Annotated in this window: 8 protein-coding genes; all 8 read left to right on the top strand. The window is 31.9% G+C overall.

All coding sequences use genetic code 11. The features are described from left to right. The first annotated feature begins 10 nt into the window (after positions 1 to 10). The 8 genes from ABD715_RS12605 to ABD715_RS12570 all read left to right on the top strand — a co-directional run bounded on the left by ABD715_RS12605 (position 11) and on the right by ABD715_RS12570 (position 17,651). The gene (locus ABD715_RS12605) at positions 11 to 1,426 is read left to right on the top strand and encodes a sialate O-acetylesterase (protein ID WP_344788611.1); all 1,416 of its coding nucleotides are present in this window, start codon (positions 11 to 13) and stop codon (positions 1,424 to 1,426) included. A 12-nt stretch (positions 1,427 to 1,438) separates the two neighbouring features. Beyond that, complete coding sequence (locus tag ABD715_RS12600) at positions 1,439 to 2,920, top strand: sulfatase-like hydrolase/transferase (protein ID WP_344788610.1); 1,482 nt, start codon at positions 1,439 to 1,441, stop codon at positions 2,918 to 2,920. Between the two features lie 135 nt (positions 2,921 to 3,055). Next, a complete protein-coding gene (locus ABD715_RS12595; RefSeq protein ID WP_344788609.1) occupies positions 3,056 to 5,509 on the top strand; it encodes a T9SS type A sorting domain-containing protein in 2,454 nt (817 codons plus the stop codon). A 153-nt stretch (positions 5,510 to 5,662) separates the two neighbouring features. Further along, positions 5,663 to 7,429: a metallophosphoesterase family protein gene (locus ABD715_RS12590; RefSeq protein WP_344788608.1), complete on the top strand. Its 1,767-nt coding sequence runs from the start codon at positions 5,663 to 5,665 to the stop codon at positions 7,427 to 7,429. Between the two features lie 26 nt (positions 7,430 to 7,455). Then, positions 7,456 to 8,706, top strand: a complete 1,251-nt coding sequence (locus ABD715_RS12585) for a LamG domain-containing protein (protein ID WP_344788606.1) — start codon at positions 7,456 to 7,458, stop codon at positions 8,704 to 8,706. A gap of 6 nt (positions 8,707 to 8,712) precedes the next feature. Next, entirely contained in the window at positions 8,713 to 11,568 is a 2,856-nt protein-coding gene (locus ABD715_RS12580) for a right-handed parallel beta-helix repeat-containing protein (protein WP_344788605.1), read from the top strand. Position 11,569: 1 nt separating this feature from the next. Further along, on the top strand, positions 11,570 to 13,372 hold the full coding sequence (locus ABD715_RS12575; RefSeq protein ID WP_344788604.1) for an arylsulfatase: 1,803 nt from the start codon (positions 11,570 to 11,572) through the stop codon (positions 13,370 to 13,372). A gap of 415 nt (positions 13,373 to 13,787) precedes the next feature. Beyond that, on the top strand, positions 13,788 to 17,651 hold the full coding sequence (locus ABD715_RS12570; protein ID WP_344788603.1) for a hybrid sensor histidine kinase/response regulator transcription factor: 3,864 nt from the start codon (positions 13,788 to 13,790) through the stop codon (positions 17,649 to 17,651). Positions 17,652 to 17,659: the final 8 nt, after the last annotated feature.

The following is a 17,659-nucleotide window of genomic DNA, read 5'->3' as shown; positions in this document are numbered from 1 at the left end:
AATTATTGCTATGAAAAATACAATGCTAAAGTACTTATTATTTATCTGTCTTCCTATAACTTTAGGACTAGAAGCTCAAACAAAATTTGCTTCTGTTTTTGGAGATCACATGGTTTTACAACGAAACACTAACATTAAAGTTTGGGGTACAGATGCACCAAATACAACGGTTAAAATTACTGCCAGTTGGGGTGTTAGTAAGAGTGTAATAACCGACGCTAAAGGAAAATGGTATGGTACACTAAAAACAACCAAAGCTGGTGGACCTTATGTTTTAGAGGCAAAAGGGTCTGGAAATGCAGAGCTAAACGATATTCTTTTAGGAGAGGTTTGGTTATGTGGCGGACAATCTAATATGGCAATGAAACTAAAAGGAGGTCCGGGGCAGCACATAGAAGGTAGTAATGATATCATTTTAAATAGCACGAATTCTAATTTAAGATTTTTCACTGTTAATAAGGCGGTAAGCGAAACACCATTAAATAGTTGTGTTGGCGAGTGGCAAGTATCTCGACCTAAAACAGCTGCCGAATTTAGTGCTGTAGGTTATGCTTTTGGGTTAAGACTTCAAAAATATTTAGGTGTTCCCGTAGGTTTAATTTCAAGTAATGTTGGCGGTACACCTGCTCAAGCATGGACATCTAAGGAGGTAATCGTTTCAGAATTTCCAGAGTTTAAAAAAGATTTTTCTAAGGAAATAAATACAAAATCTGCAACAGTATTATACAATGGGATGATAAAACCATTAATTCCTTTTACCTTAAAAGGAGCTATTTGGTACCAAGGAGAAGCTAATAGGTGGAATGCAGAGCAATATTCGAGATTGTTTCCCGCCATGATAAAAAATTGGAGAACTCAATGGAATCAAGGTGATTTTCCATTCTATTTTGTGCAATTAGCACCTTATATACATGGTAAAGAAGGTTGGGTAAAACTTCAACAAGCGCAGTTAAAAACAATGTTAACAGTTAAAAATTCTGGCATGGTAGTTATTAATGATATAGGTGCTAAAACTAGAATTCATCCACCAAAAAAGAAAGAAGTTGGAGAACGATTAGCATTATGGGCTTTGGCAAAAGATTATGAGGTTGAAGGTATTGCATATTCAGGACCTACTTTTAAGTCGATTAAAATTGAAAAAAATAAAGCATTTATTCGTTTTGAAGAAGCACCATTAGGTATAACAAGTTTAGAAAAAGAATTAACCAATTTTGAAATTTCTGATGAAAACGGTAAATACCATCCTGCAAAAGCTAAAATAATAGAAAAAGGCATGGCATTACAAGTATGGAGTGATAATGTGTTGCACCCCAAACATGTTCGTTATGCATGGAAAAGCTATGTAGAAGGCAGTTTGTTTAATACAGCTGGTTTGCCCGCTTCTAGTTTTTGTACAGAAAATTGGGATGTTATTTTAAAACAATAAATCAAAATACATATGATTATTACTTCGCACTTAAAAACATGTTTATTATTGTTGTTTATAACAATATGCTCTTTTGCTCAAAAAAGTGAAAAGCCAAATATTATTTGGGTTATTACAGACGAACATAATTTTAGAACCCTAGGATGCTATAGAGATTTAATGGAACCTGAACAGGCTAAGCAGTGGGGAGACAAAGTTGTAGAAACACCAAACTTAGATTGGTTGGCAAATAATGGAGCATTGTTTACTAGTATGTATGCTGCTTCTCCAGTTTGTTCTCCATCTAGAGCAAGTATGTTTACTGGGCAATATCCGCAAACGGTAAATATGCCAGTAAATAATAATGTCCTAAATAAAAGTTACCCAACAATAGCAAATGTTTTAAATAAAGAAGGCTATAATACAGGATATATTGGTAAATGGCATCTTAGTGGAGACGCTAAACCAGGTTGGGCGCCAGAGGTAAGTCATGGTTTTAAAGATAATCGTTATATGTTTAATAGAGGGCACTGGAAAGTGTTTGGAACAGAGGAAGATGGTACACCTTTTATAGCTGCCAAAGATAAAAAAGGAAACCCCAGTTATGGCATGCAAGGCGCAAATAAAGATTCTTATTCTACAGATTGGTTAATGGATAGAGCAGTAGATTTTATTGATAAAAATAAAAAACAATCATTTTTTTGTGTGGTGAGTTTGCCAGAACCGCACGGACCAGATGCTGTAAGAGCCCCTTACAATACAATGTATAAAGGTGTAAAATTCGATATGCCTAGAACCTTTACAGAAGGTAGAACAGAGCATTCTCCAAAATGGAGAAAACCTTTAGGTAAAAATTATAACGAAACTAAAATGCAAAATATGATTTCTACATATTTTGGATCGGTAAAATGTATTGATGATAATATAGGAAAACTAATTAACTCTCTTAAAGAACGTGGTATTTTAGAAAATACAATTATTATGTTTTCTTCAGATCATGGCGATTTGTTAGGCGAGCATAATCAAATTAATAAAGGAGCTCCTTTTGAAGGTTCTGCTTTAATACCTTTTATTATTTATCATGGTAAATCTATAAAGCCTAAAACCATTGTTAAACAAGCGGTAAATAATACAGATTGGATGCCAACATTTTTAAGTATGGCAGGTGTTAAAAATCTGCCTAAAACAGCAGGAAAAGATTTAAGTCAACTTATAGAAAACCCAAATTTAAAAACAGAGAATAATGTTACATTTAGTAGAATTCACAAAAGTTGGGTAGCAGCTATTACCAATAGATATAAGTTAATAATAGATGTTTCTGTTAAGTCGCAACCTTGGCTAATAGATACAAAAAAAGACCCAGACGAGCTTATAAATCACTTTGGAGAACCAGCTTATAAAGACATAACCAAGAACTTAGCTAGTAAGTTAAAAGACTACACTATAGAGCAAAACGATTCTTTTAAAGATAATAAAATATTCAAGCAGAAATTAAAAAAATCGCTGGAGTATTAGTCTAAAATACGGGGTTGTAGACACTGTATTTTATCTTGACAATACAAAATTGTTGTTTTTTAGTATTTCTGTTGCCTTTATTAGTTCGCTAAATGAGTATTTTTTGCCATGCGGTTCTTTAATAAAGTGTAAATTATGAAATTATATAGAACAAACTTTAAGATGAAGGTGTTGTTTTTTGTTATACTACTATTTAGTATGTATTCAAATAGTCAAACTGTTTTCGAAGAAAATTTTGAAAGTAAAAACAATGCATTTAATTTAGAAACTGACGGTTATGTACTTTCTAAGGCAGATAATTATACAGGTACTGTAACCGCAGTAGTTAGAGAAAATAACGGTAATAAGTATGCAAGAATGGTAGCGTCTCCTAATGGAGGGGCAAAAATGCAAATTGTTAAAACAATAACTGTTGAAGCTGGAAAAAATTATGTTTACGAACTTGATACTAAAGGCCCATTTAAAAGACATATAAGAATATATACTTTAAACGATGAACTGATAAGTGCTTCTCCAGATTATAAGCCTACTACAACTGCAGAAGAAGCACAATGGAAAAAATTAGAAACTACTTTTGTTGCTGGCGCGGGTGTTACCCAAGTAAAAATAGGGCTTTACCATAATTGGTCTGGAACCATTGATATCGATAATATTAAAGTAGAAGAAACCATAAGGCAAACAGCGTTTTATTTAAGTAACGCAGGAGACGACAGTAACAAGGGTACTATTGATGCACCATGGAAAACTTTGTCAAGAATAAGTGCTAATTCTTTGTTCCCAGGTGATGCGGTGTATTTTAATCGTGGCGATCGTTTTGATGGACATTATGTTGTTAATGGTTCTGGAGAAATTGGTAATCCTATTTTAATTTCTGCATATGGTACAGGAGAAAAACCTATTATTACTGGCGAAGTTGGTTCTGCTGGTGGAGGAGATTATGCCGAAGCCATTTTAATAGAAAATTGTGATAATCTTATTTTAGAAGATTTAGAAATTCAAAATGAGCGCTTAGTAACACGTTCTGGTGTATCTGATACAGATGCCTTTGGTATAGCTATACACAACAGTAGTGATGCTGTTATGGAAAATTTTGTTTTTAGAAATTTAACTTTAAAAGATGTTTTCGCTGTACAGCCTATGCTAGAGCCAGAAGATTTTGATGCTATTCAAGTTTCTGGTATACGTTTTACATGTAGTAAAAATACAGAAGTTGGTAAAGAAAAAAACATTCAAAATATACTTATAGAAGATAGTTACTTTACAAATTTGCAAAGGTTTGGTATTCAATTTAAACATAGCGGAGGTAATAATGGTGTAGGTAACGATGCCATTAATAAAATTAAGGATATTATAGTAAGAAATAATGAGTTTTACTATAATGGAGGTACAGCAGTGCTCCCAAACCGTACTTATAACTGTTTAATAGAGAACAATATTTTTGATCATCCAGGAGCTACAACAGATGCTAGAATGCCAGGGAGAGGGAGTTCGGTTTGGAATATTTGGTCTGTAAACACCGTAGTACAATATAACATGTGTTTAAGTACTAGAGGATATTTAGATTCTTATGGTATACATATAGATATTGAGAACGAAAATACGTTTGTGCAATATAATTACATGGAAGACTGCGAAGGTGGTTTTGTAGAAATTTTGGCTGGAAATAAAAATGCTGTATATAGATTTAACGTGGATGTAAATAGTGGTTTTAGGGTGCACGATTGGAATAACGCAAGTAGTACTATTTATGTATATTCAGATCGTTGGAAAGAGCCAAACCAAGCAGCGTTAAATTTATGCGATGGGGTCTATATAAATAATAATACTATTGTAATAGACCAAGGCATAAAAACTAATGGAGATCCTTATACAACTGCTATTACTTTTGATTCTAAAAATACGTTTGTTTATAATAATATTTTTTCATCTACCAATGGAGCGGGTATGGGCGAAAGAAATTTTGCCATACGAGATAATAATACACCGTTTACGGTAACCAATAACCTTTTTGAAGGTACTGTAAATACTAGTTGGGTAAATATGGATAAGAACTCACAAATAGGAGCAAGTCGTTTTACAGGTATAGGAGACAATAAAAAGGCTTATCAAGTATTCGAAAATAGTCTGGCATTAAATAACGGTACACCTATTCAGGGGCCCGTTTTACCAGGAGCAGGAACAGGTGTTTTCGAAAATGTGCCTGCTTACCCTAATGTAGATTTTTATGGAAATCCAATAGATTTATCATCTGGTACTCCTAATATCGGTGCATATAACGGAAAAAGTAATGCAGATATTTTAAGTAATAGTACGTTTAATTTGGTATCTAAAAATACTTGGCTAGTATATCCTAGCGCAGATAATTTAAAACTACATATTGGTAAAGTTTCAGGAGTATTAACTAGTAATATAGAGGTTTCAATAATTAATTTAAAAGGTCAAATGGTTCAAGAAGAAAGTCTAAAAGTCATTCCAAATAAAAGAGAATTCATATTAAATGTTAACGAAGGATTAGCTAATGGTATCTATGTTCTAACTATAAAGAGTGAAGGTGTTTCGCATAGCAGAAAAATACTTTTGAGAAAATAAATTATTCATTATATAATATAAAACTTCAATATAGTAATAGTAAAAACAAAATTAACTAACACTAAATAATAAAGGGCAATAATAAAAAAAACATTATAAAACTTTGAAAGTATTCTGGTTGTAGCATGTTTTTAGGACATTAAATAAAAAAATATGAAAAAGTATATTATAATTTTAATAGTATTAATGGTTAATAGCATTTCTGCTCAAAAAAAGAAAAATAAGCAAATTTGTTTTGCACTATATACAGTACACGAGAATACATTAAAGTTAACAGCGCAATTTTATCCTATAAAAAATTACGATCCGTTTCGGGCATCACTACAAATTAAAAACGGTAATACATGGGAAACAGTACAGGTGTCTGAAATTATTTACCCAGGATATACAGCACATTTTAGAATAGAAAATTGGGATGATACCTTAGAAAAACAATATAGAGTAGCTTATAAAAACACATTTTTTTATAATGGTGTTATTAAAAAGAATCCAAAGGATAAACAAGAGCTAGTTATGGCTGCATTTTCATGTTGGTCTACCCATCAAAAACATGGAGGTAATGGCCCTGCTTTAGATATTATTAATAATTTAAAACAATTAAAGCCAGATGTGTTGTTTTTTGCAGGAGACCAGGTTTATGACCATAGTAACCATTATGGTAATTGGCTAAAATTTGGAGAGACTTTTGGAGAAATAATAAGAAATACACCAACTATAACAATACCAGACGATCATGATGTGGGGCAAGGCAATATTTGGGGAGATGGCGGAAGAAAAACAGAAAGTAGAGATGGTAACAAAGGTGGTTATTACATGCCTGTAAGTTATATAAAAGAGGTAGAAAGAGCACAAACAAGTCATTTACCAGATCCATACGATCCAACACCAATAGAGCAAGGTATAGGTGTTTATTACACAGATTTAAAATGGGGAGATATTAGCTTTGCCATTCTAGAAGATAGAAAGTTTAAGTCTGGACCTAGGCGAGTTTTGCAAAAAAAACGTTTTCAAGATACTCGAAATATGGATGTTAAAGAAGCAACACTTTTAGGAAATCGTCAATTGAGCTTTTTAGAAGATTGGACAACCGATTGGGAAAATGCACAAATGAAAGCAGTATTGTCGCAAACTATTTTTACAAATCTAGCAACACATTCGCCAACAATAGATAAAAAACAGAAATACAGTGTAGATTCTAACGGTTGGCCTCAAGCAGGAAGAAATAAAGCGTTAAGTGTTATACGTAAAAGTTTTTCTTGTATGATAGCTGGCGATCAACATTTAGGCTCTGTTGTGCAACATGGTGTAGAAAATTGGAATAACGCTGGCTATTCTTTTGCAGTTCCTGCTGCTGCGAATTATTGGTTAAGATGGTGGAATCCGGATAGTAAAGGGGCTAATCATATTGAAGGTATGCCTAATTATACTGGCGAATATAAAGATGCATTTCACAATAAAATAACGGTTCATGTGGTAGCAAATCCAACACATACAGATAACGAACCTAAAACAGATTTATTAAAAGGACGAGCTGCAGGTTATGGTATTATCCGGTTTAATAAGTTTAAAAGAGAAGTAACATACGAGTGTTGGGAGCGCAATGTAGATATGTTTGCTAAAGGGAGTAAGCCATATAAGGGTTGGCCAATTACGTTTTCTCAAATCGATAATTTTAATATAAAGGATGGTTTCGAGCTTCCTACATTTAAAATTTCAAAGCAAAATCAAGTTGTAACGGTTAGAAATAACTTTACTAAAGAAGTAGTTTCCTCTTTAAGAATAAAAGGTTTAGAGTATCAGCCAAAAGTTATGCATGGCGGGGTTTATACTATTGAAATAGGAGAAGGAGACAAAACAACTTTTTATTACGATGTCGAAGCGCTTAAAAGTAATAAGAAATCAATACAAGTTTCTCTATAACAGATTTAAATTAAAGTAATTATATAATGAATTTTAAAAAAATAACAGCATTTATAGTATTGGTATGTATAGGAAATTTAATTTATGTACAAGCTCAATCTGGGCCCCCAAAACCACCAATAGGTAAACGTTGGGTACTTAATCCAGATTTTTCTGATGAGTTTAATGGTACAGAATTAGATACCGATAAATGGTTAGATAATCACCCAACATGGAAAGGAAGAGAACCAGGTTTATTCATGTCTTCTCAAGTATCTGTTAAAGATGGTTACCTTCAAATTAGAGGAGAGAAAATGAAAAAAGACACCATTATTAATGCCTATAATAGAGAAATGATTTTTAATGTTAAAGGCGGTGCAGTGGTTTCTAAAAAAGCTGCTTTTTTAGGGTATTACGAAACAAAAATGAAAGCAAGTGCAACAACTATGTCTGCAACATTTTGGTTTTCAACATCAAAAACGTCTATAGGCCCAAACGATTGTGATAAATACGGTTTAGAATGGGATATCCAAGAATGTATTGGTAGAAAAGGCGATTTTAAAGGTAGCTTTTTTGCAAGCGGAATGCACTCTAATGCTCATTTTTGGTATACAGATTGCGAAAAGAAAAAGCATGATTATAGAGCAGCGCAAGTAAGATTTGAAGATGATGAGGTAGCCTCAAAAGATTTCCATGTTTATGGAGGTTGGTGGCGAGACGAAAGCTCCGCTAGTTATTATTATGATAATAGAGCACCTAAGCATCAATACTTTTATGATAAAGTAAAGAAAAAACCTTTCGATAAACCTATGTATATGCGTTTGGTTTGCGAAACGTATCCGTTTCCATGGATAGAGCTTCCTAATGATGAAGAACTTGCAGACCCGTCAAAAAATGTAGTGTATTACGATTGGGTACGTGGTTATAAATTGGTAGATTTTAACGATGAAAGTCATGATACTAAGCAGGAAAACCCAATTAGAATTTATGATGAAGGTGTTATTTTTGATTCAGAATCAATAGATTTAAAATCATCAAAAGCATTAAAAATTCCTTTAAGTTATAAGGCTAATAAAGATAGAGTAATATCTTTTCTATTAAAAGATTCCGAAGGTAAAAATATTGTAGATCAAAAAATTACAGCTTATGCAGGTTATGCTAATTTTGAATATGATTTAAAACTTAAAAGTAAATTAAAACCATCTAATACTTATGTATTATTGGTAACAACATATCCAATTGGAGACAAAAAAAGCTTTTTAGACAAAAGCACTCTCTTAATAAATATAACAAAATAAATTACCATGTTGCAGACAGTAAAATTAGTTGTGTTTATAAGTTTTTGTATACTCAGGCTTTCGGCACAAAACGAAATACATGTATACTCAACCGAAATTCCTTGGCAAGAGAATGCAATAACTCAAGACCCTACCAAATTATATTCTATTACACAGGCTATAAATCAAGCTTCAAGTGGCGATATTATTATACTTCACGAGGGTATTTATAGAGAACGCGTTCTCGTAAATAAAAACAATATTACACTTAAAAATTTTCAAGGCGAGTATGTATTGGTGTCTGGAGCAGATTTGATAACTGGTAGCTGGTCTAACGCTACTGGTATGGCGTCGGGAGTTAAAGTTACTAATATTTCTGGTTTAAATATAGAAACAGATTATAGTCAATTGTTTTCTAATGGTAGAATTCAAAAATTAGGCAGGCACCCTAATAGAGCCATAAATCAAACTATGGAGGTTATTTCTGAAAATAATAAAGGAGGATATGCACCCGTAACTAATGGCTTTAAACCTGCAGGAGTAGGAGCTACTGGTCAAATTACGTTTCAAGAAACCACAATTCCAAATGTAGATTTAACAGGAGGTATTGTTCGAGCAATGACGGGTAAAATGCGTAATTATGTTTATGGAGATATTGTCTCGAAATCTGGAAATACGGTTTCGTTTAACGCTATTAATGATAATTCTGATTGGAAAAAAGAAAGCGCTATAGCTTCCAATAGATTTAAATTAGGTTGGGGGTTTGTACTTCATAAAAATTTGGTTGACACACCAGGAGAGTGGTTTATAGAAAATAATAACTTATACTATTTTCCGAGAGTGGGAGAAAATATTGATGAAAGTAGAATTGAAATTCAAACCCGAGAGCGTGTATTGGTTTTAAATAATACGAGTGACGTAACTATTATTGGAATTAATTTTGTAGCAGGTAATCTAGACGCACAATCTACAAATAACACATTAATAGACCAGAGTTCATTTAGGTATTTACACCCTTTTTGGATACCAAATGGATATGGACAAGGAAATACCGATAGAAAAGGCATGTTTTTTAGGTATAGCTCTAACAACACAATAAAAAACACCTATATAGCTCATAATTGGGCAAATATGGTTGCTTTTCATTTTGGAGAAAATAATACTATTGAAAATTGTATAATAGAAGATTTTGGTGCTGTTGGGGTATTTACTTCTGGCGTTCATGTAAATCGATCAGATAATACTAGTATAAGTAAGTGTACTTTTGGAGATGCAGGAAGATTCCAAATTAGAATTGATGGAGGCGATGCTAAAGTTGATATTTTAGATTCAGATTTTTATGGTGCAATGAAAATGGGAGAAGACGCAGGACCTTTTGAAGCTACAAGTACAGGGAAAATTGGAGCTTTAGATTTGAAAGGAAGCACAATAGCATATAATAAGGTACATGATATAAAAGGATTGCCGGTTTCTGATGGTAATTATAATAGGCAAAAAGTAGTTGCATTTTATATGGAAGATACGCAAAACTACACAGCACATCATAATTTAATATATAATATTAAAGCCGATAATTATATGGGATCTGTAGATAATGAACCTGCAGGCGAATTTTTATACCTAGGGCCACGTTACAATAGAATGGAAAAACCGGTTAACTATTACAATAATACAATATGGAATTATGATAAACTTTTTACTTTATGGGGGCTTGAAATAGACAATTGGGAAGCATTAGGGCTTGCAGAAGAAGATAATAAAGGGACCATGGAAGATGGACATTTTGCTAATAATGTTTTTATGACTAATTCTAAATTTGTATTAAGTTATGGAAGACAAAAACTTTCTGCCACAGGAGGAAATCAGGGATGGGTTAATTTAAACCCAAGCCCTTCTTTAGAAACCACAAATTTTAATGAGTTTATAACGCATTGTTCTAATTATGGTTTTCAATTTAACCCAGAGAACAATGTGTTAATAGATTTTTCTAGTCAAGATAATAATTTTACAGATGCTTTAAATGGCGATTTTAATTTAAAAGCGGGTTCTGTAGCTATTGATGCAGGTAAAGAAATTCCTGGATTCACAAATTCTACAACACCGGATAGTGGTGCTTTAGAAGGAGGAGATAGAGTATTAAATGCGGGAGCTTCTTTAATTATTCCTACTTTTTTAGAAGAAGAAACAATAACCATTTGGAATACTACATTTACAATAGCTACAACATCTGAAACGTGTACAAACCAGAACAATGGTAGTATAACTATAGTGCCAGATGTAAAAGGTGATTATGAGGTGAGTTTTAATGGGGTTAGCTACGAATTTGTAAACGAAAAAACCTTTGAAAACTTGGAGCCAAAAGTGTATCAAGTTTGTATTAAACTTAAAGAAAAAGTAGACGAGCAGTGTTTTACTATTAGAGTAAAAGAAGCAGATCAAGTAACATTTAAATCAACATTAAAAACAAAAAAAATAGAAGTTAATATTTCTAAAGGCACAGCGCCTTACCAAGTGTATGTTAATCATAATTTGGTTTTAGAGACTTTGGCATCATCTTTTGCAGTAGATGTAAGTCAAAACGATATTGTTGAGGTTAAAACGAATAAGGCTTGCGAAGGGCTTTTAGTACAGTCTATCGATTTTTATTCTAATATTAGTCCGTATCCAAACCCTACAACATCTAATTTTTCAATAAGTTTGCCTATTTCTGAAGGACAAATTCCTGTAGAAATATATGATATACGTGGGCAATTAGTAACTTCAGGTGTTTACACAATTAATGCGGGTTCTATAAATCTAAGTTTACAAGGCAAACAATCTGGCATGTACTTTGTAAAATTAGTATTAGAAGAACCAGTAAATTTCAAAATTGTTAAAAAATAAAATGGCTCAATATATATTACCTCACTTTAATACTATACATTCAAAATTAATTTATCTTTTTTTTATTTGTAGTTTGTTGTCGTTTTCGCAAACGCAAACAAAGCCTAACGTTATACTTATTCTAACAGACGACCAAGGTATTGGAGATATTGGGTGTCATGGAAACCCATGGTTAAAAACACCAAACCTAGATAAATTTTATAATAATTCTGTACGGTTAACAGATTTTCATGTAAGTCCGCTTTGCACACCAACACGTGCAGCTATAATGACAGGTCGTTATCCTATTAATAATGGTGCTTGGGCAACTTTTAAGGGTAGAGATGCATTATCGAGCGGAGCTGTAACTATGGCCAATATGTTTAAAAATAATGGTTATAAAACCGCTTTGTTTGGCAAATGGCATTTAGGCGATAATTATCCAACACGACCAACAGATTCTGGTTTCGAAACAGCAATTCATCATTTAGCTGGTGGTGTAGGTGAGTTGTCAGATTATTGGGGTAATAGTTATTTTAACGATGTATATTATGAAAATAATACACCTAAACAGTTTAAAGGTTATTGTACAGATGTGTGGTTTAACGAAACCATAAAATACATAGATAAAAATAAAGAAGATCCGTTTTTTGTGTATCTACCTTTAAATGCACCTCACGATCCCTTAATTGTAGATAAAAAATATGCAAAACCCTATAAACACTTAGAAGGTAAAGAAATTATTAGTGCCAATTTATATGGCATGATTGCCAATATAGATGAGAATTTTGGTAAGTTTTACGATTTCTTAGATAACAAAAAGCTACTAGAAAATACCATTCTTATTTTTATGAGTGATAATGGTACGCGTTATGGCTACAGTAACGATGGTAAATTTGGATATAACAAAGGCTATAGAGGTATTAAGGGAAGTAAGCAAGAAGGCGGACATCGCGTACCGTTTTACATACGTTGGCCAAAGGGAAATATTAAAGGCGGAAAAGATATAGATGTACTTACAGCTCATGTAGATATTATACCTACATTGGCAGGTTTGTGTAACCTCTCGGTTCCAAAAGCCATGAAACTTGATGGGGTAGATGTATCTCCATTGCTTTTAAATCAAAAGAAAAAAATAGAAAATCGTTCGGTGTTTATTCATAATCGTCAAGATTGGAGACCACCAATGGATGTTAATCAAACCTGTATTTTAAAAGACGATTGGAGGTTAATTAATGGTAATGCTTTATATAATATACGTAAAGACCCTAAACAGAAAAACAACGTAGCACATCTACATCCCGAATTGATAAAAGAGCTTTTAGCACAAAATGCTGTGTTTTTAAAAGAAACTAAAAGAAATTCTGAATATAAAGAGCTCCCAACGCACCATGTTGGTAATAGTAAGCAAGAAGAAATTAAGTTAACCATACAACATGCTATTGGAGAAGATAGTGGTATTTGGAAATGTGAGCAGGTAGCTGCAGGTATAAAAAACACAAATAACACCCATGCCTTAACTATAGAAAAACCTGGGCGTTATCAAGTTTTATGTGCTAGATGGCCTAAAGAATGCGCAGGTCCTATTTTAGGAGTGCCAATAGAAAACCCCAAAAATATGTTTACTTACCAAGCTATTTCGCCCGAAAAAGTTAGAATAAAAATAGCCAATCAAATTCACGAAAAATTAATTAAACCAAAACAAAATGCAGTGTCTTTTATTGTAAATCTAAATAAGGGCAAAACATTACTTGTTAACGATTTTATAGAGGGCAAAGATAGGTATGGGGTATATTATACTTACGTAAAATATCTAGGAGAGTAGATATTAAAAAAAACTTTAAAATGGAAGAACAGTAAAGCTAATTTGCATTGGAATTATGATGAAGTAGAGATGCTATTAGTTAAGGAGCCAACAAATTACCATATAGTAGAACTGTTTATAAATGGACGATCTTTATTCTAGTATCAGATAAAGTAGTAACTAATAATGGTAGGTGTTTGGCTATAATTCAGTCTCATAAAAATAAAAGATTAGTAAAAATACAAGTACACTCTGTAGATATTGAAGGAGCAGATGTTATTGTAGAATTAAAGTGAAATTTAATTTTATAGCAACGAAAGACCATCAATATAATATTGAAGATTTTTTTACAATAGAACGGTCTATTTAAAGTATATTTTTACTAAGAAAATGAAAGTTGTATATTTCAAACATTATCTATTTTAAAGACATAATCTTGAAATTAAAAAGCATCATAAAAACAAACACTACAACAAATTGGTTTAAAATCTTATTTGTGCTTATGTGGTGTCCAACTACTTTTTATGGGCAATTTAATTACACGTCGCTTTTCGAAACTACAGATTTACCAACAACCACGGTTTCTCGTGTAAGACAAGACGATAAAGGTTTTATATGGTTTACGTCTGAAGATGGTTTATTTAAGTTTGATGGTTACCGTTACGAGCAACATGCTTTTATAAATAATAATCCAGATTTTCCTTTACGCGGAATAAAGAAAATAGAATTCGACGCTTATGGTCGAATTTGGTTGGTAACCAAGGATAACACCTTACATTGTTATATAATAGAAACTAAAAACTTGCACAATATTATTTTTAAAGGTGACGGAGCAGCATCTTTTGTTAATAGTATGACTATAAATAATTCTAAATTATTTGTTGGTAGAGGCGCACCATATTATTTCTCTGTAAAAAATATAGATTTTAATAATATTAATCCCATTCCTGTTAGTGGTAATAAGTCGGGATCTAGGCTAGGGTATAGTAGGTCTCATTATGCATGGTTTGTAATGGGAGAATATATGGTGTTTTTCGATTCTAAAAAAGAAAAATTAATAAAAACAGTCGATATGCCTGTTAAGGCATCAAGCATTTGTGTAGATAAAGATAATAATGTTTGGATAGGCGACGGAACTAAACGATTACTAAAATATAATAATAAGGCCAATGTTTGGGAAGAGCCTTATCAAGTTGAAGGTGGTGTAAGATGGTTAGAATACGATGAAAAAAGAAACCGTATCTGGGTAACAAGTCATTTAAAACTTAGGTATATAGATTTAGGGTCTCTAGAAAAGGAATTGTTGGATTTGCCTGTTTCTAGAAAGTTTATTAGAAATTTAGAATCGTTTGTAGATAAACAAGGTAATTTGTGGATGGTAACCGTAAACGATTTAATAAAAATTAATTTTCGAGGAAACCTATCGCATGATTCAAATTTTGAAGAATTGTTTAACTTCAAAAATAAAAAAGTTATAGAACAAGATTTTTCTGGAGCAATGTTGTTGGCTACTACAGATTCTGGTTTAATAAGAAAAAATTTTACCACAGGCGAGAGTAAAAGGTATTTACAAGGAAAAAGTATTTTATGTATTAATAAGGTAACAGATTCTTTGTTTTTAGTAGGAACCTCAAAGGGCTTATTCGAGTTTAAGTTTAATGCCAAAACAAATAATTATGTTTCCAAACAAAAACAACTAGACGAAACAATAAGTGCAGTTTATGCCATTACAAAAAGTAAAGATCATATTTATTGGGCAGGTTATTATGGCGGTTTATCTAGAATAGATTATTCTGGGGACAAAGTAAAAATAGAACGTGTGGCTAGGTGGAGTAATGTAGGTTATATTGTTTACGATAGTGTTAATAATGCTATTATAACTAATGCCATTAATAAAGGAATTTTTCAAGTAACATTAAACGAAAACCATGAAGTAAAAAATATTATAAACATTAATCAATCTAAAAATTTAGGAAGTAATTCTGTTCAAATGATTTATAAAACTAAAGATAATTTGTGGGTAGCCACGTCTTTAGGTCTCAGTAAATTAAAGTATAACAAAGGCAAGGAAGAATATGTTGTTATAAAAAACTATACTACCCACGACGGATTGTCTAACAATTATATTTCTAGTGTTGTTGCAGAAAATGATAGTATTTTATGGATTGGTACGCATAATGGATTAAATAAGTTTAATTTTTCAAAAGAAAGCTTTACAAACTATTATAAAGGATTTGGGTATTTTTCTAATCGTTTTTCAGATAAAATTGCTTTTTTCTCAAAAGAAAAGAAAATGTTTTTTGGTGTAAACAAGGGCGTTATTGCTTTCGATCCTAAAAAGTTTTCTCCAAGCGAAAATGAGTATACCATTTTTATAGAAGATGTTCAAATAAATGGAATAAGTGGCAACAAGACTAAAGACCTTAACAGGTTAAGTCACTACCAAAATAACTTAACTTTTAAAGTATCTGTTCCTAACTATATTTCGCCAAGCGCCATAAAGTATAGGTATAAGGTTGATGATGGCGAAAATAAATGGAATATAAAGTTTGTTAAAACGCCTTCGTTTACTTTAAACAATTTGCCTAGAGGAAACCATAAAATATGGTTGCAATGTACAAACGAAGATGGTAAATGGAATTCTGAAGTTAAAACTATAAACTTTACTATTTACCCACCGTTTTGGCTTACATGGTGGTTTATTGCCTTTTGGGTACTTGTTGTTTTGGGAGCAGTAATATTATTTACTAGGTTTTCTATTGTAAAACAAACTAGAAAAAAAGCGTTAAATCTTCAGTTAGATTTAGAAAAGAAATTAAGGGAAACCGATTTAGAAAAAATTAAGTTTTTTACCAATATTTCGCACGATTTAAAAACACCCTTAACCATGGTTAAAGAGCCTTTAGAAAAGGTGTTAAAAAAATCGATGCCAGAAGAAGAGAAGCAGTTTCTTTTAGAAACAGCATCTAATAATGCAAATAGATTGGTTAAACTTATAAACCAAGTGCTTAATTTTAGCACTATTCATACTGGCGAGCTAACTTTAAATATTCAGAAAATAGAATTTGTAGGTTTTTTAAAAACACTTTTAGAAAATTTTAAGTTTAAAGCAGAAGAGAAAAATATTGATTTAATTTTTGATACTCAAGCTGTAAAATTGCCTTTGTATTTTGATAAAGAAAAAATAGAACGTGTTTTTTTTAATATACTTTCTAATGCGTTTAAAAATACACCTAAAGGCGGTAAAATTATTTTAAAGGTAAGACACGATCAAGAAAATCAGTCTGTAAAAGTAAGTGTAGAAGATACAGGAAAAGGTATAAGTAAAGATAAGTTAAAAGAAATCTTTTCAAGGTTTTTTCAATCTAACACAGATGCACAAGGGCAAGGTATAGGTTTATCTATAGTTAAAGAATATATAGAAGCGCACGAAGGAGAGGTAACCATAGAAAGTGAGTATCAAAAAGGAACCAAGGTACTTTTATCTTTACCAAGTGAAGAAGAAAAGGTAGAAGTAGCCATAGAAGATAGTAAAGAGAAAACAGAATTTAAATACAGTATTTTAATAGCAGAAGACGATGATGAACTTAGAAAGTATTTAACCTACGAGTTATCTTCTAAATACAAACTTTTTGTTGCAAACAATGGTAAAAGAGCTTTAGAGATTGTTTTAAATAAAATGCCCGATATTGTTTTAACAGATTTAATGATGCCAGAATTAAACGGTATAGAACTTTGCAAGAAAATAAAGGGAGATATTAGGACGTCTCATATTCCAACAATAATTATAACAGCTTCAGGAAAAAACGAAATAGAAGTGTTAGACAGTGGTGTTAACGATTATATTACAAAGCCATTTAAAACAGAAAGTTTATTACTTAAAATAAAAAACCAATTAACAACCATTAAGCAAACTAAAGACTGGTTCCAAAGAGAGATAGATTTAACACCTCAGATAGAAGAAATAGAATCGTCAGGGACTATTTTTTTAAAGAATTTAATGCAAGTTATAGAAGATAATTTTATAGAAAACAAGTTAGATATATCTGTACTAACATCTAAAATGAACATGTCTAAAAGTTCGCTTTATAAAAAAACATCTCAGCTTGCTGGTATGACAATAAACGAATTAATAACATCTGTTAAATTAACAAAAGCAGCCGAGTTACTTTCTAAAACAAACTACTCTTTTAACGAAATAACCTTTATGTTAGGTTACAACGATGTTAAGTATTTTAGAGAACTGTTTAAGAAAAAACACGAACTAACACCTACCGAATACCGCAAGAAACATCAATAAACATACAC

It is taken from the genome of Postechiella marina, assembly GCF_039538365.1.
GTDB classification, from domain to species: Bacteria; Bacteroidota; Bacteroidia; order Flavobacteriales; family Flavobacteriaceae; genus Postechiella; species Postechiella marina.
The sequence above is the reverse complement of the archived record's forward strand: the minus strand, read 5'-3'. Positions and strand labels throughout refer to the sequence as shown.

Excerpts from the sequence above, each read along its gene's own strand:
- ABD715_RS12605 (WP_344788611.1), top strand. The coding sequence starts at position 11 with ATGAAAAATACAATGCTAAAGTACTTATTATTTATCTGTCTTCCTATA.
- ABD715_RS12600 (WP_344788610.1), top strand. The coding sequence starts at position 1,439 with ATGATTATTACTTCGCACTTAAAAACATGTTTATTATTGTTGTTTATA.
- ABD715_RS12595 (WP_344788609.1), top strand. The coding sequence starts at position 3,056 with ATGAAATTATATAGAACAAACTTTAAGATGAAGGTGTTGTTTTTTGTT.
- ABD715_RS12590 (WP_344788608.1), top strand. The coding sequence starts at position 5,663 with ATGAAAAAGTATATTATAATTTTAATAGTATTAATGGTTAATAGCATT.
- ABD715_RS12585 (WP_344788606.1), top strand. The coding sequence starts at position 7,456 with ATGAATTTTAAAAAAATAACAGCATTTATAGTATTGGTATGTATAGGA.
- ABD715_RS12580 (WP_344788605.1), top strand. The coding sequence starts at position 8,713 with ATGTTGCAGACAGTAAAATTAGTTGTGTTTATAAGTTTTTGTATACTC.
- ABD715_RS12575 (WP_344788604.1), top strand. The coding sequence starts at position 11,570 with ATGGCTCAATATATATTACCTCACTTTAATACTATACATTCAAAATTA.